At 52.8% G+C, this 17,272-nt stretch carries 13 protein-coding genes; 8 read left to right on the plus strand and 5 right to left on the minus strand.

Annotation, left to right across the window (positions count from 1 at the left end; all coding sequences use genetic code 11):
- Positions 1-514: 514 nt before the first annotated feature.
- On the minus strand, positions 515-1,720 hold the full coding sequence (locus POG22_RS18290; protein ID WP_063716085.1) for a phosphoglycerate kinase: 1,206 nt from the start codon (positions 1,718-1,720) through the stop codon (positions 515-517).
- A 111-nt stretch (positions 1,721-1,831) separates the two neighbouring features.
- Between POG22_RS18290 and POG22_RS18295 the strand changes: the two genes are divergently transcribed.
- The 4 genes from POG22_RS18295 (at position 1,832) to POG22_RS18310 (ending at position 5,081) form a co-directional block, all read left to right on the plus strand.
- Positions 1,832-2,236: a universal stress protein gene (locus tag POG22_RS18295; RefSeq protein ID WP_063716084.1), complete on the plus strand. Its 405-nt coding sequence runs from the start codon at positions 1,832-1,834 to the stop codon at positions 2,234-2,236.
- Positions 2,237-2,404: 168 nt separating this feature from the next.
- Positions 2,405-3,307 (plus strand): YlqF/YawG family GTPase, encoded by a 903-nt coding sequence (ylqF, locus tag POG22_RS18300; RefSeq protein ID WP_498906731.1) that lies wholly within the window; start codon positions 2,405-2,407, stop codon positions 3,305-3,307.
- Positions 3,308-3,367: 60 nt separating this feature from the next.
- Positions 3,368-3,949, plus strand: coding sequence for an IS607 family transposase (locus tag POG22_RS18305; RefSeq protein ID WP_498906732.1), 582 nt, complete (start codon positions 3,368-3,370; stop codon positions 3,947-3,949).
- Positions 3,870-5,081: an RNA-guided endonuclease InsQ/TnpB family protein gene (locus tag POG22_RS18310; protein ID WP_498906733.1), complete on the plus strand. Its 1,212-nt coding sequence runs from the start codon at positions 3,870-3,872 to the stop codon at positions 5,079-5,081. The genes POG22_RS18305 and POG22_RS18310 overlap by 80 nt, the downstream gene beginning before the upstream one ends.
- A gap of 262 nt (positions 5,082-5,343) precedes the next feature.
- Here POG22_RS18310 and gghA read toward each other — a convergent pair whose 3' ends face one another.
- Positions 5,344-7,821, minus strand: a complete 2,478-nt coding sequence (gghA, locus tag POG22_RS18315) for a glucosylglycerol hydrolase (RefSeq protein WP_498906734.1) — start codon at positions 7,819-7,821, stop codon at positions 5,344-5,346.
- 450 nt (positions 7,822-8,271) lie between these two features.
- On the opposite strand from gghA, the gene POG22_RS18320 reads away from it, so the two are divergent.
- From POG22_RS18320 to glpD, 3 genes are all read left to right on the plus strand, one after another.
- Positions 8,272-9,006: an HAD-IIB family hydrolase gene (locus POG22_RS18320; RefSeq protein WP_498906735.1), complete on the plus strand. Its 735-nt coding sequence runs from the start codon at positions 8,272-8,274 to the stop codon at positions 9,004-9,006.
- A gap of 135 nt (positions 9,007-9,141) precedes the next feature.
- Positions 9,142-10,650 (plus strand): glucosylglycerol-phosphate synthase, encoded by a 1,509-nt coding sequence (gene ggpS / locus POG22_RS18325; protein ID WP_498906736.1) that lies wholly within the window; start codon positions 9,142-9,144, stop codon positions 10,648-10,650.
- Between the two features lie 358 nt (positions 10,651-11,008).
- The gene (gene glpD / locus POG22_RS18330) at positions 11,009-12,703 is read left to right on the plus strand and encodes a glycerol-3-phosphate dehydrogenase/oxidase (RefSeq protein ID WP_498906744.1); all 1,695 of its coding nucleotides are present in this window, start codon (positions 11,009-11,011) and stop codon (positions 12,701-12,703) included.
- 32 nt (positions 12,704-12,735) lie between these two features.
- On the opposite strand, the gene pcrA is transcribed toward glpD, so the two are convergent.
- A complete protein-coding gene (gene pcrA, locus POG22_RS18335; protein ID WP_498906737.1) occupies positions 12,736-15,063 on the minus strand; it encodes a DNA helicase PcrA in 2,328 nt (775 codons plus the stop codon).
- A gap of 99 nt (positions 15,064-15,162) precedes the next feature.
- Complete coding sequence (locus tag POG22_RS18340) at positions 15,163-16,167, minus strand: endonuclease/exonuclease/phosphatase family protein (RefSeq protein WP_063716077.1); 1,005 nt, start codon at positions 16,165-16,167, stop codon at positions 15,163-15,165.
- Positions 16,168-16,424: 257 nt separating this feature from the next.
- Here POG22_RS18340 and POG22_RS18345 point away from each other — a divergent pair, with 257 nt between their 5' ends.
- Positions 16,425-16,688: an NfeD family protein gene (locus tag POG22_RS18345; RefSeq protein WP_017662911.1), complete on the plus strand. Its 264-nt coding sequence runs from the start codon at positions 16,425-16,427 to the stop codon at positions 16,686-16,688.
- Here POG22_RS18345 and POG22_RS18350 read toward each other — a convergent pair.
- Entirely contained in the window at positions 16,658-17,272 is a 615-nt protein-coding gene (locus POG22_RS18350) for a SanA/YdcF family protein (RefSeq protein WP_223307437.1), read from the minus strand. The genes POG22_RS18345 and POG22_RS18350 overlap by 31 nt on opposite strands.

The raw sequence follows: 17,272 nt of genomic DNA on the forward strand, positions 1-17,272 counted from the left end.
AAGCCTGTGGAATCGTTCTGGCGGGGACTTGAAGTTATCTGAGTTCAAGTCTAGTCAAGAGGTTGAGAAGCAGGAAATCCTTGGTGTGAACCAGGGAATCTCCCTGCATACCCGATAGGGTTGCTGGGAGAGGATGTCAAATCTCCAGCAGCCATTTACCGATCTGGAATTTTGCGGCCAACTCGTTAATACGGCGATCTCTTTTCTGACAAGAGTTTCAGGACTTTTCTGCACCACTAAGGTTTCAGAAGTTTCTTTTCCTGTAAGGATTTCAGCGATTTCTTGCATAGTAAGTTCGGAAGAGCCTGCAAGGTTTACCCCCCCGTCGATCGGGTTCGATCGCTTCGGCCGTCGTAGGGAGTGTGACGCGGCCAGAAAATAGAACTGAAATCCAGTTAAGGGACTGTTACCGCGTCACGCAGCAGATCCAACAGGAGTTGAAGAGATGAGGAGATTTGAAACACTTCCATCATCAGGTTATCTCCCCATCCGATCGCCTCCTTACCTCCCAAAATTACGCGTCGTCGAGAGCCGCAATTCCGGGCAGCACTTTACCTTCGAGCAGTTCGAGACTCGCACCGCCACCCGTGGAAATGTGGCTCATTTTCTCCGCCACACCGACTTTTTCCACCGCAGCCACAGAGTCGCCACCGCCGATAATGGTGGTGGTGCCTTGTCCGGTCAACTCTGCCAGAGTCCGAGCGATCGCTTCGGTACCTTTGGCAAATTTCTCGAATTCAAACACGCCCATCGGTCCGTTCCAGATGACCGACTTGCAGTCTGCTAGGGCGTCTTGGAAGGTTTTCACCGAATCCGGTCCGATGTCGAGACCCATCCAACCGTCAGGAATTGCATCGACCGCTACAGTGCGATCGTTGGCATCGGGGGCAAAATTATCAGCAACAATTACATCCGTCGGTAACAACAGCTCCACACCACGCTCTTTTGCTTTGGCTTCGAGAGCTTTTGCCAGTTCCAGCTTATCTTCTTCCACCAAAGACTTTCCAACGCTCAAACCGCGAGCCTTGAAGAACGTAAAGATCATACCGCCGCCGATGAACAGCTTGTCCACCTTTTCCAACAGCGTTTCGATGACACCGATTTTGCTCGACACTTTCGAGCCGCCAACGATCGCCGCCAGAGGACGCTGGGGATTTTCAATGGCGTTTTGCAAGAACTCCAGCTCTTTCTCAATGAGATATCCCGCAACGCAAATATCGATGTGTTGCGTGACTCCTTCCGTCGAAGCGTGGGCCCGGTGAGCCGTTCCGAACGCATCGTTGACGTAAACGTCCGCCAGAGACGCCAACTGTTTGGCGAATTCAGGATCGTTTTTCTCTTCTTCGGCATGAAAACGGACGTTTTCCAGCAGCAACACGCCGCCGTTGGCCAGTTTGTCCACTTCAGCTTTCACCGCATCGCCAACGCAGTCGTCGCATTTAATAACCGGTTTACCCAACAGTTCCGAGAGACGTTGTGCCACGGGGGTCAAGCGCATATCTTCCTTGACCTGCCCTTTCGGACGCCCCAAGTGGCTCGACAGCAACACTTTCGCACCCTTTTCAGTCAAATCCCGAATCGTTGGGAGGGCGGCGCGAATCCGCGTATCGTCGGTGATTTTGCCCGAATCATCCAAAGGTACGTTGAAATCCGCCCGTACCAAAACCCGTTTACCCGATAAATCCGACGCCGATAAATTTGCTACAGTTTTCTTAGGCACTTTGACCTCCTATATCTACTTATTTTTCTGGTATTTCCACGTACCTGGCGGTCAAGTTGAGACTTCGCGCCGTCACAATTCTACCGGAGACCGGACATTAGAGAGACGACAATGTTTAAGAGCGTACTGTTTCCCATCGACGGCAGTAGAGAATCGCACCACGCTGCCCAAATCGTGGCCGATTTAGCGAAAACCTACAACGCCCGCCTCATTATCCTATCGGTGGTCGAACCGCCCGAAGAAGGTAGCGAACCCACCCGGATGAACTCTCCCGAACTCATTGCTGAGTTACTGAAAAGCGCTCAGGACGTCTTCGCCGAACAAGGTATCGAAGCTGAAGCGATCGAACGAGAAGGCAAACCCGCTTTTACCATTTGCGACGTGGCCGACGAACTCGACGTCGACTTAATCGTAATGGGCAGTCGCGGCACCGGCTTAACGGAAGAAGGCGCTGCCGAAAGCGTCACCAACTTAACCATCAACCTGTCCCCCTGTCCCGTGCTGGTCGTTCCGTAATGGCGATGATGGGATGATGGGATGATGAGATGATGGGATAAGGAGAAATTCTGAGTCGGTGCGTGACAATGTATTGGTCTCAGGTTCGACACCCGGTTTTTCAAGTCACGCACCTTACCCCTGTTCCCTATTCCCTATTCCCTGTTCCCTATTCCCTGTTCCCTGTTCATGATTCAGTGGTATCCCGGTCATATTGCCAAAGCCGAACGGCAACTGCAAGAACAACTCAACCGCGTGGACGTGGTTCTCGAAGTGCGAGACGCGCGAATTCCCCTGGCCACCCATCACCCGCAACTAGCGCAGTGGTTGGGAGAAAAATCGCGGGTTCTCATCCTCAACCGCGTGGATATGATTCCCTCAGAAGTCCGTCAGGCTTGGACGAACTGGTTTTCCGATCGCGGCGAAACGGCCTATTTCACCAACGCCAAGCAGGGAACGGGGGTCGCTCAGGTGGCTAAAGCTGCTGAGGCGGTGGGGGACAAACTCAACGAACGCCGCGTGTCTCGAGGGATGCGCCCTCGTCCGGTTCGGGCTGTGGTTATCGGTTTTCCCAACGTGGGAAAATCGGCGTTGATCAACCGCTTGCTGCGGCGGAAAGTGGTCGAAAGTGCCAGACGTGCGGGAGTGACGCGCCAGTTGCGCTGGATTCGCCTGTCGGAGCGGGACGGAAAACGCGGAAAATCTGGGGCGGCGAACCGGGCAAATTTGGAACTTCTCGATTCGCCGGGTATTATTCCGTGGAGGTTGGACAAACAGGCGGACGCGGTGAAGTTGGCGATTTGCGAGGATATCGGCGAGGCTGCTTACGACAACCAACGAATCGCGTCGGCAATGGTGGACGCGATCGCTCGAGTCGAAAGGTTGGGCAACGACATGGTTCCGCAAGACGCCTTGTTGTCTCGCTACGACCTCGATCCCAAAGGCATGACGGGGGAATCTTATTTACATTTGCTGGCCGCCGAACGCTATCAAAACGATGTCGAACGTACTGCCTGTCAGCTTTTAAACGATTTCCGTAAAGGCACCCTCGGGAAAATTCCCCTGGAATTGCCGTTTTCGGAGGTTAGTTAACAGCATCTAATTTATTTACATTTACTCACAAACACTAACAGCATGTGTTAGTGTGATGACATGACGTTAGTACCCCTTCGCAAAGCAGTCGAAGCGACGGGACTCCATCCAAACACGCTAAGAAAGTATGCAGACAACGGCACTATTCACAGCGTCCGAAATGAAGCAAATCAGCGGCTTTTTGACGTTGATAGCTACATTCAACGAACCCGTCCTAAGCGCGGATATACGGTTTGCTATTGCCGTGTCAGTTCGTCTAAGCAACGAGACGACTTGGATAGACAAGTTGCTTACATGCAAAGCCTCTACCCGCAAGCCGAAGTCATTAAAGAGATCGCCAGCGGTCTCAACTTCAAGCGAAAAGGGCTTCAAACCCTACTGGAACGACTTATGCGTGGAGATCAGTTCACGCTTGTGGTTGCCTGTAGAGACAGACTCGTTAGGTTCGCCTTCGAGCTTATCGAATACTTGGTCGAACTCAACGGTGGAAAAATCGTGGTTCTCAGCCACCCTGAAAGTTGCCCAGAATCCGAACTCACCGCCGATCTTCTCTCCATCATTCATGTCTTCAGTTGCAGAGTTCACGGACTCCGCAAGTACGGCAAGAAAGTCAAAGAAGATCCAGATTTACCTCACGGCTGAGCAGCGCCATCTTGCCCGCCAATGGTTTGGAGTCTCACGTTTTGTCTATAACCGCACAATCGAATACCTTCAGACCGATGGTACACAGGCAAACTGGAAAGCCATCAAGACTGATTTACTGAATAGCTTGCCTGAGTTTTGTAAGGCAGTGCCTTATCAAATCAAATCAATAGCGATTAAGGATGCTTGCACGGCGGTCAGGGAAGCTAAGAAAAAATTCAAAAAGACTGGACAAATCCAAAAACCTAAATTCAGAACCCGGCGCGACCCGGTCCAGTCTTGCTATATTCCCAAGTCAGCCGTTAGCGAGGTTGGGGTATATCGCACAATTTTGGGGAGCGTTCGATTTGCTGAATCGCTGCCCAAAAAGTTTGGGGATTGCCGAATGAGCATGGCTTACGGGCGTTTTTACTTGTGCGTCCCCGAAGAAGCGGTGCGACAGAGCGCCGTCGAACGGCGTGAGCGTACGCGCACCAAGAGAATCGCCGTCTCTCAGCCTGAGAACCAAGGGCGAGTCATTGCGATCGATCCGGGAGTGAGAACCTTTGCCACATTCTTTTCCGAGCAAAGCTTTGGCAAGATTGGTGAAGGGGATTTCTCTCGGATTCAGCGTCTCTGTCATCACCTGGACGATTTGATTAGTCGTTCTTCAAAAGCTTCGTCTAGTGCTAAGCGTCGTCTGCGTAAAGCTGCCAGTCGTATGCGCTTGACGATTCGCAATTTGATTGACGAATTACATCACAAGACCGCTCGGTTTTTAGTTGATAACTTTGACGTGATTTTGCTGCCAACATTTGAAACCTCTCAAATGTCTAAGCGTAGCCAGCGTCAGATTCGGTCAAAAACTGTGCGCTCGATGTTGTCGTTCAGCCACTACCGATTCAAGCAGTTTCTGAAGTACAAAGCTTTCGAGACCGGCAAGTTAGTCTTGGATGTTTGTGAAGCCTACACGAGTAAGACCGTTAGCTGGACGGGCGAACTGCTCAATATTGGTGGTGCTAAGCAAATCAAGTCACGAATTGATAGTCAAGTGATGGACAGAGACATAAATGGCGCTCGTGGGATATTCTTGCGGGCTTTGGTAGATACACCCTGGATGCGACAGCATCTTGCATTTGTTAATGAACGTTAGCAAAAAAGTATCGGAGCCTTGATTAGCAGGGGAGAGGGGGAGCAAGGGAGAGGGGGAGCAAGGGAGAGGGGGAGAAATTGTCAATTATCATGATTTCCTGTAGAAAAGTCCTGAAACCCTTGCTAGAAAAGATATCGCCGTATTAAAGGGTTTGCCCCAAAATCCCAGATCGGTAAATGGCTGCCGGAGATCCCCGGCATCTCGGAGATGCCGGGGATCTGGCTCGAACCCCAATGCAGATTTTATGTGTTTTGTCAATACCTCACGGTTTGGGGGCGAAACAGAGTAAAACGCCCTCGGAATCTTTTAACTCGAAGCTGTTGAGATCGTCTAAATTGCCATCGCGATCGAGTCCGGGTGAGGCTACGGCCACTTTCCACTGATTGAGGTTAATTCCCAACCATTCGCCGAGGTGAACTTTCATCGGTTCGCCCCCCATGTGGGCAACCATTGCAATACCTTCGGAGCCGTCGTTGGGGTTGCTGCGGACGCCGTAGAAAATAGTGCGATCGCCCTCGCTGGATTTGTCAAAGCGATCGGTTCCGATTAGGCTCTGCCCCAGCCACGCTCGCGCATGGCGAAACTCTCGTAACTGTCGGTTGAACGTCGCTCTCACGACATCGACATTATCTTCGTGATAGGAGACTTTGCAGGCTTCGTAACAGTCCTCCATAAATAACAGAGCGAATTTTTTCAACTGTGCCATATCGAGGGTCTTGAGGAACTGCACCATTTCGGGATGGTTGAGCAATCTCAGGCGATCGATCCGACAGGAGGTCGTGTCTTCCCCCAAACATTCCTGACAGGCTTCGGCGACCCGTTCGAGGTCGTAATCCATCTCGACCATCGTTTCTTGCAGGGCGTGGCCGAAGTCTCGCAATTGTGGGAGTTGGGTAAATCCGAGAGATTTTAAATGTTGGAACAACTCCGGGCGATCGTAAATTTCTGGCGTCACCTGCCACTCGAGAAATCCCACTTCTTCGGAGACAACTTTCACCCCGTAACGCTCGTCGGTGTTGCGGAAAAACATCCAGGGAGCGTGAGACAAGGCGTTGATAAAATCCATCGGAAGGCCGGGGCTGAATCCGTACACCCACAGCGTCGTTGCGGGGTTGTCGTAAGCGTTGCGAAGCACTTCTGAGAGCGTATCGCCTAAATTCCAGTTGATGGTGCGATCGCGCTCGACTTGATTGCCTCGCCGTACTGTGTCGTGGTTGGCGCATCCGGTAATCCAGTTACTCCCGATGTGCATCACTTCCAACACGCGACGCCATTTTGTTTCCCAAAATCCCTTGAGCGTTGGGGTGTTGTGGGCGAAAATCAACGGCCCCCACTGGTAGGATTCGGGCATTTTCTCAATGAGATCCCGATAGGTCGAGGTATCTTCCCATCCTTCGGACGGCCAGGGGCGACCGTCCTCGAAAATGGTAAACATCAACCGTTTGTAGTCGCCGATTTCCTGCACCACATCGCTCATGGCCAGTAAATAGGCATCGTCTTGTTCGACGACTCCCGAAAGCGGGTTGAAAAATCGGAAATCCTGGCCGCCATCGACGCGAATGCCGTCGCATCCGGTATTGAGTTTGCGTCGCTGCATTTCGAGGAAAATCGCCCGAACCGTCGGCAGTTGGTGGTTTAAGTCCTGTCCGTACATATTCGGACCTTTGAGATATTCCCGGTTGACGAGAAGTTCCGATTGGTTGTCGGCGTGGCCGTAAACCAGGTCGTAAATGACTTGTATCGGTCCGGTGGAAAAGTTATGTAGAGTCGCGATGAAATCGATCGCTTCGTCGGGGCGCAAGCTGCCCAACAGGGCGGCGTTAGTGGTACTCGATCCCAACAGTGGCACGTCGTAGCCCCAGTCTTGGGTGTTGGGTTTGTTCAGTTCGATGGTGAGTTCGTCCTCTTCTTCACTGATGAAGACGAAAAATTCGCTTTCGGGGCTGTAGTCGGTGCGGAATTCGATCGTCGGTTCGGTGGGAAGTAACTGAACGGCGTCGTAGCCGACGAAGTTCTCTTCGGCGGGAGTGAGGGGGTCGTCGTTGGCGAGTTTGTCGGAAATGCGCTGGTACAGCCGCGTCAGACTTTCGAGGGTTCCCTCTCGGGTGGCCGTTCCTATGTGCAGTTGCAGGATGTTGCGGGGGGCGTGAACGCGGGGAATGGCGATTTCGGGTCTGTGTTGGTCTGCGGTGAAGAAGTCTGGGAGTTGGGAGGCGCTGGTGCGGGCGAAATAGTCGAGATCGCGGCGATCGCTCTGCAAGCTGTCGATGTCGTAAAGTTCTGCCGGTCCGAAAACGCCATAAGGAAGTGAGTACGGCACGATGTCGCGAATCGCTTGTAAGATTCCTTGTTGGTCGATGTAGCGCATCCAGTAAAACGACCCGGCGCGATCGCGCGAACCCGGTCGCATTCCCGATAGAACTCCCCAGAAAAATTCCCCCTGTTGTTCGAGGTTCAGGCGGGTTCGCTGAAAGCGGACGACTTGTTGACCTTGGCGAAAGTCAATGTCGTCGAGGGGCGTGAGGATTTCGAGATAGATTTCTTTTTTCCGCATGACCTGGGCTGTCAGTTCCGGCGCCCAGAAGCCGATTTCGGTCAACCCGTCTTCCCGGTAGTGAGCGCCGAGTCGTCGCGCTAGCTGTTGGCCTTTCTCAAAATAGGTGGCGTGTGAAGCGTCGATCTCCGCCGCCCACTCGAGCAGGTCTTGGGTTGCTTCTTCTATTAGCTCGATCGAAGGCATAGACGTTGTCTCGACGTTGACCATAGGATTGCGATCTCCGGAATATTTTTATTTGTTATACCTCAAAAAACTGCCAAATCGGGTTTTGGGGTATTTTGTGTGTATAATGTACTGAATAAATACTATCGCACGAAGTCGGGAAACAGCTACCCTGACTTACTTAACCCCGAATTAACCTTTGCCAAGCGGCGAAGATCGTTTACAATAGGACACTGTAAAAAATCGGGGATTTATCGAGATTTCGATGAAAAATCTCGTCGATTACAAACCCTTTAGCGCAAGATAAAACGGGTAGGCGATCGAAGAGCGATCGAACCGACCGTCAAAACAAACGACTCATGTTAGACTGCACAGCAGAAACCGTAAAAATACAGAAAAAAGATAGCAGACGAGGACTGTAAAGACCGAAAATCGAGCGATAGAAGGTCAACTGCATCGAGTCAACCGCACATGAATTCTGGGTATTCCCTGATATTAGCTACCGACCTCGACGGAACCTTTCTCGGAGGTTCCGAGGGCGATCGCACCGAATTTTATCAATATCTGCAACACCATCGCGATCGGGTCTTATTGATTTTCGTCACCGGACGAGATCTCGGTCTCGTCAAAGAACTCTACGAGGAACCCGTGTTTCCTCGTCCCGATTACATTATCGGCGACGTCGGCACGAGCGTCACGTGCGGTAAAACCTTCGAGCCGTTGGCAGAGGTTCAAAACTGGATAAGCGATCGCTGGCAAAACGCCAACGATCGCGTCAAAGCCCTACTCAAAGACGAACCGGGGCTGAACCTACAACCGATCGAACCTCAATATCGCGTCTCTTACTACTACGATCCCGACGCCTTTCGAGACAGCACTCTGGACAAACTCGAAAACGCGGGATTCGACGCGATTCTCTCCGCCGATCGCTTCCTCGACGTCATGCCGAAAGGCGTGGCCAAAGGCCCGACTCTGTTGAAAACCCTGGCCGCCCTGGCGCTCGAAACCGACCATACCGTTGTCGCCGGGGACACCCTCAACGATCTCTCTCTGTTCGACACGGGACTCAAAGGCATCGCCGTGGGCAATGCCGAACCCAAACTCGTCGATCGCGTCCAGCAAATGCCCCACGTTTATATCAGCCAACATCCAGGAGCCTCGGGCATTTGGGACGGTCTGAAATACCACGGTAAGACTTTGGATTAGGAGATGGAGAGAGGGGGAGAGGGGGAGCCAGGGAGAGGGGGAGATTTTCCATCACCTCATCATCCCATCACCCGGCCATCTCAATCTCGTCCCCAAACGATCCTTTCACAGCGTTAACACTACCAAACATCCAACATGAAATCATCTCTCGTTATTCTCTATCACCGCGAACCTTACGACGAAGTCGTCGATGAAAACGGAGTCGTTCATTACCGGGACAAAAAAAGCCCCAACGGTATCGTTCCGACTTTGAAAAGCTTCTTCGACAACGTCAGTCAAGGAACGTGGATTGCTTGGAAGCAGGTTAACGCCAAACAACGAAGCAAGTTCCAAGAGCGAGTCAACATCGAAGGGAGCAACTACAACGTCCGTCGCATTCCCCTCAGTGCCGACCAAGTCAAGCATTTCTACCACATCACCAGTAAAGAAGCCTTCTGGCCGATCCTGCACTCGTTCCCCTATCACTTCACATACGAGTCTTCGGATTGGGAAAACTTCAAAACCATCAACAAAGCCTTCGCTGAAGCCGCTTGCGCCGAAGCCGCTGACGACGCCCTAATTTGGGTTCACGATTACAACCTTTGGCTAGCTCCGAAATACATTCGGGAACTCAAACCCGACGCCCGCATTGCCTTTTTCCACCATACGCCGTTCCCCTCGGTGGATATTTTCAACATTCTGCCCTGGCGGGAAGCGATCGTGGAAAGCTTGCTCTGTTGCGATATCGTCGGTTTCCACATTCCCCGTTACTCCGAGAACTTCGTCAACGTGGCTCGTAGTCTGTTCGAGGTCGATGTCGTCAAGAAAGAAGCGGTTCCCGAACATATTACCGAGTGCGGCACGGCCTTAGCCGAACCGGAAGTGGTAACGCAACTGCGTTACAAAAATCAATTGGTCAATGTCGATGCTTTCCCAGTCGGAACCAACCCGCAACACATTCTCAACACGCTGCAAAAACCGGAAACTCAGCAGCGAGTGAAGGAAATTAAAGAAGAGCTGCACGGTCGTACGTTGGCGATCGCCGCCGGACGAGTCGATTACGTCAAAGGCAACCGCGAACTGCTTGAATGTTACGGACGCCTGCTCGAACGCCGTAGCGACCTGCACGGTAAAATCAGCTTGGTGATGACCTGCGTGCAACCGGCAGCGGGAATGCGGGTCTATCGAACGGCACAGCAGCAAATCGAGCATTTGGCAGGGAAGATTAACGGACGCTTCGCCCGACTCGATTGGATGCCGATCCTGCTGTTTACGCAACCCGTTCCGTTTACGGATTTGATCGCTTATTACAAAGCGGCAGATATTTGTTGGACGACACCGCTGCGAGACGGGTTGAACCTGGTGGCGAAAGAGTACGTGATCGCTCACGAAGGCAAAGACGGCGCGTTGATCCTCTCCGAGTTCGTCGGGGCTGCGGTGGAAATGCCCGAAGCCATTTTGACGAATCCCTATTCGATCGATCGCATGGACGAGGCCGTCGATCGCGCCCTGACGATGTCGGACGAAGAAAAAGCCGATCGCATGACGAAAATGTACGATACCGTCACGAAATACGACGTGAAGTATTGGGCAGACCGCCTGTTCGAGATTTTCCAACGCATCGAACACGAAACGGTTGCCGATAAAGAACCGGCCGCAGTCTAACGTCCGCCTCGTTCGTGAAGCGGAACGGAGTTCTTTCGACGGTTTTCAAGCGTGGGGTGCGACCGATTCGCGCTTCGCGCTTTTTTGTTATCGACCTCCGGTCGAGGGAACGGGGAACCGGGAACGGGCAACAGCATTCACTCTATTTTTAGGGTGGGCAATGCCCACCACACCCTACATTTAGTGTGGTTAACGTTTAATTGCACAAGTCCAACTACCTGTACGATTTCCGGTTGCCTTTTCCCTGTGACCTTTAACGTTGCGGCCAGAATCCCCTGACAAATCGGCGATGCGCCCGTGAAGTCTCGGAAATTTCGTTAACTTGAAACAGATACACCTAACCGAACTGATACAAACCATGCGCGACTATCAAACCATCGAAAGTCAACCTTACGACCTGATCGTTATCGGCGGCGGTATCAACGGGGCAGGTGTCGCACGAGACGCGGCCTTGCGCGGTTTGAAGACGATCGTTATTGAAAAAAACGATTTTGCCAGCGGAACTTCGAGCTGGTCGACGCGACTGGTTCACGGCGGACTTCGGTATTTAGAGTATTTCGAGTTTTCTTTGGTGCGGGAATCGTTGCACGAACGGGAACTGTTGTTGAGAACCGCGCCCCATTTGGTGCGACCGCTGATGTTGACGGTTCCGGTGTACGGGAAGCGATCGCGTCCCTATTGGAAAATTTGGGCGGGGATGATTCTCTACGATATTTTCAGCTTCGATAAAAGTTTGTTACCTCACCGAATGCTGCCGAAAACCAAGTTTCTTCAGCATTTCCGCAGTCTCGACCCGGAAAACCTCAACGGCGGAGCGCAGTATTACGACGCCCAGGCCGTGTATGCCGAACGGCTCTGTTTGGAGAATATCATCGACGCCGATCGCGCTGGGGCGACGGTGTTGAATTACGCAGAGGTGACAGCGTTACACAGAGATGGCGATCGCATCACCCATTTAACGTGCGAAGACAAGCTGACGGGAGAAACCTTTGACGTGCGCGGCCACGAGAAAACGGTCGTCATCAACACCTCGGGTCCCTGGGTCGATGCTGTCTGTCAGCTTGGCGTGGAAGACGGCCAGGCCAAACCCATCGGTAACACTCGGAAAATCGGCGGGACGAAAGGATCTCACATCATTGTCGATCGCTTCCCCGGTGCGCCGGATTCTGCCCTCTACGTCGAAGCCAAAACGGACGGACGCCCCTTCTTTATCGTGCCGTGGCTGGGACAGGTTCTCGTAGGAACGACGGACATTCCTTACGATGGCAATCTCGATCGCATCAAAGCTAACGACGAAGAAATCGACTATCTCCTCAGAGAAACGAACAATATCATCCCCAGCGCCCAACTGACGCGGGACAGCGTCAAATTCACCTATTCTGGCGTGCGTCCGCTGCCGTACGCGGACGGGAAGTCTGCCGGAAGCATTACCCGAAAACACATTCTCGTCGATCGCGAGAAAGAAGGCGTGAAAAACCTCATTTCGCTCGTCGGCGGTAAACTCACCACCTATCGCCACGTGGGGCAGGAAATGGTCGATGCGGCTTTTGCGAAAATGGGCAAATCTGCACCCTCCTGTCCGACGCTAACGCGGCCGTTACCGGGGGCGACGTTACCCAGCGACGACGAGGTGGCGGAAACGGTGAAAACTTACCGCGATCGCGTTCCCGTGCCAACGATCTACCATCTCTTCGATGCCTACGGTTCCCAAACGCCGGATATCTTAGTCCGCATCGACGAAAACCCGGAACTCGCCGGTCAGATTACGCCGGAGTTACCGGACATCAAAGCGCAAATCGTCCACGCTGTCGAGGTCGAGTACGCTCATCACCTCATCGATATTTTGCGCCGTCGCACGACGATTTCGATGCACTGCTGTTACGGATTGCAGACGCTCCCGACGGTGACGGAGGTGTTGCAAAAATATTGCGGTTGGAGTCAGGACGATTGCGATCGCCAGGTGGCAGAATACCGAGCGTACATGGAAGACAACTGTATCCCCGATTTCGCGCTTTCGAGCAGTCGGCGATCGGTCGAAACGGTTTCGGCGTAACATCGAGTCGGTCTCCGGGCGATCGCGTAGGGTTAACTCAAGCGTTCGAGCGGTTCGTGTTTCGGATCGAGGATTTTCTGGCCGCCTTTGGCAAACTTCACCGCCATCGAAATTTTGGGCGCTTGGCCAAATACCAGCGTTACCTCTCCCATGCCGAACTGTTCGTGAACGACGCGATCGCCTACTTTCCAATCTTTCGTCAACAGGGCAGTATTTCCAGCCGATTTCGCCCCCTTAGAGGTTCGGCGTCGCTTGGGTTTTATCGTATTTCCCACTAAAAATTCCGACGGTAACTCGTCTAAAAACTGCGAAGGCAACGCCGTTTGATACGATCCCCACAAACTCCGACTCAACGCGTGGGTAATAAACAGTTGCTCTTGCGCCCGCGTGATCCCCACGTAACACAGTCGTCGTTCTTCCTCCAACGCTCGAGGGTCGTTTTTGCTGCGGAAATTCGGAAACAGTCCCTCTTCCATTCCCACCACGAACACCACGGGAAACTCCAAGCCTTTTGCTGAATGTAGCGTCATCAGCGACACCGCCGATTCTCCCTCGTTGAGATTGTCTAAATCCGAGGCGAGAGACGCATTGGCTAAAAACCCCGTTAACGACGCATCTTCGCTATCTTCGGCGTATTGCTGCATGGCGTTGTAAAGTTCCTCGACGTTTTGGCGCCGGCTTTCGGCTTCGTCCGTACCTTGTTGTTTTAAGTCTTCGATATAACCCGACTCGTTGACGATATCTTGAAAAACGTCCGTTGCGTCAGTATTTTCAACGCGTTCTTGTTGCTTTTGAATCAGCTCGACGAAGTTTAAAATCGCCTTCGATCGCCGCCCGGCCACCGTTTTTACAGAAGTCTCGTCACTGAGAATTTCCCACAACGGAACTCCTAATTGTTGGGAGATCGTGTCGATTTTTTCTAGAGTCGTTTTTCCGATGCCCCGTTTGGGCGTATTAATAATGCGTTTGAGACTGACGGTATCGGCAGGATTGACGACGACCCGCAAATAAGCAATCACATCTTTAATTTCTTTGCGATCGTAAAATCGAAGTCCGCCAACGACTTTATAGAGAATATTCGCTTTGACTAAAGCATCCTCGAAACTGCGAGACTGAGCGTTCGTTCGGTAAAGAATGGCAAATTTCCCCCAATCGAGTTCGGGATTTTCGATGTTGAGGTTGCGAATTTGTTGGACGACAAAATCTGCCTCTTCGCGATCGTCGTCAGCGCGGTAGACACAAATCGGTTCCCCCTGTCCCCGCGTCGGACGGAGAATTTTTTCGATGCGTTCGGTATTGCGTTCGATGAGGGTATTGGCAACTTCTAAAATCGTTTCGGTCGAGCGATAGTTTTCCTCGAGTTTCACCATCGTCTGAGTGAGATCGTCCGCTAAGCCGTCGCCGAAATCTTCTTGAAATTCCAACAAAATCGTGAAGTCGGCCATGCGGAAACTGTAAATCGACTGATCGACATCGCCGACGACAAACACCGATCGATTCTCCCAGCGATCGAACGATCGCGGTTCTGCTCCGTTCGCCACTAGCAACCGAATTAAGTCGTACTGAGTTCGGTTCGTATCTTGATACTCGTCAACGAGAACGTGAGAAAATTTCGAGTGCCAATATCCGAGAACCGATTCGTTTTGGCGAAACAGTTCCACGGGAACGCGGATGAGATCGTCAAAATCGAGGGCGTTGTTTTCGGCGAGTTTGTCTTGATAGACCCGGTACACTTCGGCGATCGTGCGTCCGCGATAATTCGGTTCGTTGCGTTCTAAATCTAACGGCGACCAACCTCGGTTTTTGGCGTTACTGATGGCGTAGCGAACCGTTTTCGGCTTGAATTTTTTATCGTCGAGATTCAGTTGGTGGGTGACAATTTCTTTGACGAGAGATTGGGCGTCGGACTCGTCGAAAATAGAAAAGTTGCGCGTCCATTCGCGACCGTTTTCGTCGCGATATTTGTTAATATCGAAGCGAAGAATTTTCGCACACAAACTATGAAACGTCCCGATCCACAGATGTTTGATGTAGGTGCGCCAAACGTGCGATCGAATGCGAGTTCGTTCGTCGGGAGGTAAAACTTCTAGGGCTTTTCCGTGGCGATCGACAGCCATCGTCTGGGCGAACAGCGTTTCGATCCGTTCCTTCATTTCCCGCGCCGCTTTGTTGGTGAAGGTGACGGCGAGGATGTTTTCAGGCGAGACTCGATGTTTGAGAATGAGGTTAGCAACGCGATAGGTCAACGCCCGCGTTTTTCCCGAACCGGCGCCGGCCACGACGAGTAACGGTCCGCAGAAGTGTTCGACAGCAGTACGTTGGGACGGGTTGAGTTGACGGATAAAATCGGCGGTTGCCATTGGGTTCGGACTCGGGGTAAAGACAGATCGATCGCGATCGCCGGTGTCGGACGGTCGTTAATATCTCAGTCCGCAGCGATCGCGGGCGACGTTCGTATTTTAGCGCGACGCGCTCACGTGTAAATCGATTAACAAGGGCAGGTGATCGGAGCCGATATCGGGGCCGGTTCGCACGTTCGCCACCCGCAGATCTGGAGTTAACAAACAGTGGTCGATCGGAATCGAAAACAGTCGCGCCAGCGGGAAAGGAAGGGCGTTAAAGTTGTTTCGCGTCGGCCAGCTCGGTAAAATGCCGAATCCCTGACGGGCGTTTTTCAGTCCGGTTCGTCTGACGAGTCGTTTGTAGTAGGGCGACCACATGGTCGTGTTGAAATCTCCGAGAACCAACGTCGGTTGGGTTAAGGTTTGTACGAATTCGCCGAGGCGATCGAAGTGTTGGTTTCGCAGGTGAAACCGCCAGGCTCGGACTGGGGGTAACGGATGGGTGGCGATAATGGATAACCGTCGGTTTGCCACTTCGAGTTCGCCGACAATGCTGGCGGTTTTGTGAGAGTCGAACTGTTTCAACTGGGGATCGAGCAGCGGACGCTTGCTGTAAACGGCGATTCCGCGATGCTCGACGCGATCGGGTCGGAACTGATAGGGCAGAATGTCGCGGAGTCGGTCGAGCTGTTCGGTCCACTGGGCGTTAACTTCGATAAATACGGCGAAGTCGGGATTTTCTTGTCGGACGAAGGACAGCACGCGATCGAAGTTCTGGTTGCGATCGTGGAGGTTGCTGACGAGAACGCGCAAGTCGGCGTCGGGTTGGGGTAAAAGCCGCATGGGAGGCAGATACCACGGTACGACTTGTACGGCCAACACCGCACTACAAAACAGTCCGATCCACAGGGCGATCGGACGGCGACTCAGGACGAGAACGACCACGGCGATCGCGCTGAGCAGGAAGTATTGCACTTGGAAGTGAGAGAGCAGTTCGAGCGAGGGCGACCAACCGTAGCGGGACGCGATCGAGGCCAGGGCGGTGACACCGAGGGTCGTCGCCAAGGCGATCGCTGCGGCGATATCGCGAACGCGCGATTTGGAGAAGTTGAGAAAAGCCATAAGCAACGCAGGTGTCCACAACGAGAAACGGCGATCGAGACGGCTTGAAATTCAAAAATGGGGTTTGGGGGGCGATCGCTCGCGAGTCTAAAAATTTATGACAATTTTCGCCTCGTCTCGGAAAAAACCCCTTTTCGATCCCGAGAGATTAGTAGAAACCCACTTAACCCAACCGAAGACCCGCACGACGCCAAATTTAGCCGCAGGGAGCGATCGCCCCCTCGGACATCACGTTAGGCGGAGGAGTTTAACTGCGTATGTCTTACCCGTTTCAATTTTTTGAAGGCTTTGCGATCGTTTCTAAAGCGATCGGTCCGTCCGTACCCGGTCGAGTTCAGTTTAGAGGATCTTGGTGGAAAGCCATCTGTCGGGGAGCTGTGACGTTGCCTCCGGGGGCGGTCGTCCGGGTTGTCGGCCGCGAGGACATCACCCTCGTCGTCGAACCCGAGTCTCGCTTGTCCTCGAGCGATTTATCTGGGATCGTGGTTCATCAATCTTCAGAGGAGGCTTGCGACACCTGAACGATCGCTTTGACGGTGGCGGGAACTTCCCGCAAACTGTAGGACAGCATCGATCCTCGCGTGTAAATCCCCCAGTCGCGAACGCCGAACCCCACCGCCTCGATACCCAAACCGCGAGCGATATACACGGCTCTGGGAAGATGATAGCGTTGCGTGACGAGAACGGCGCGATCGATCCCGAACTGGGTTTTCGCGCGATCGCACGTCTCGTAGGTACTCAACCCCAGGCGATCGAGCCAAATGTCTTCTCTAGGAACCCCGCGAGCTTCGGCGTAACGGCGCATGGCATCGACTTCGTTGTAGTCGGGCGATCGGTTGTCGCCGGACATTAACAACTTTTCGACCGTGCCGCGTTTGTAGAGTGCGACTCCTGCCAGAACGCGATCGGCTAACATCGGGGTCGGCGTTCCGTCTTCCCACACCCCCGCACCGAAGACGATCGCTACCGGTTGTGGCTCGATATTCTCCAAGTCGCCAAACCGATAGGGATAGGTGGCCAAGTTGGCATAACCAAACAGTAAAAAGGGAATCGCGATCGGTAGCAATAAGGCGATCCCTCGAACTGAAGACAGTGCGATCGACAC

Source organism: Geitlerinema sp. CS-897, assembly GCF_028368005.1.
Classification (GTDB): Bacteria; Cyanobacteriota; Cyanobacteriia; order Cyanobacteriales; family Geitlerinemataceae; genus Baaleninema; species Baaleninema simplex.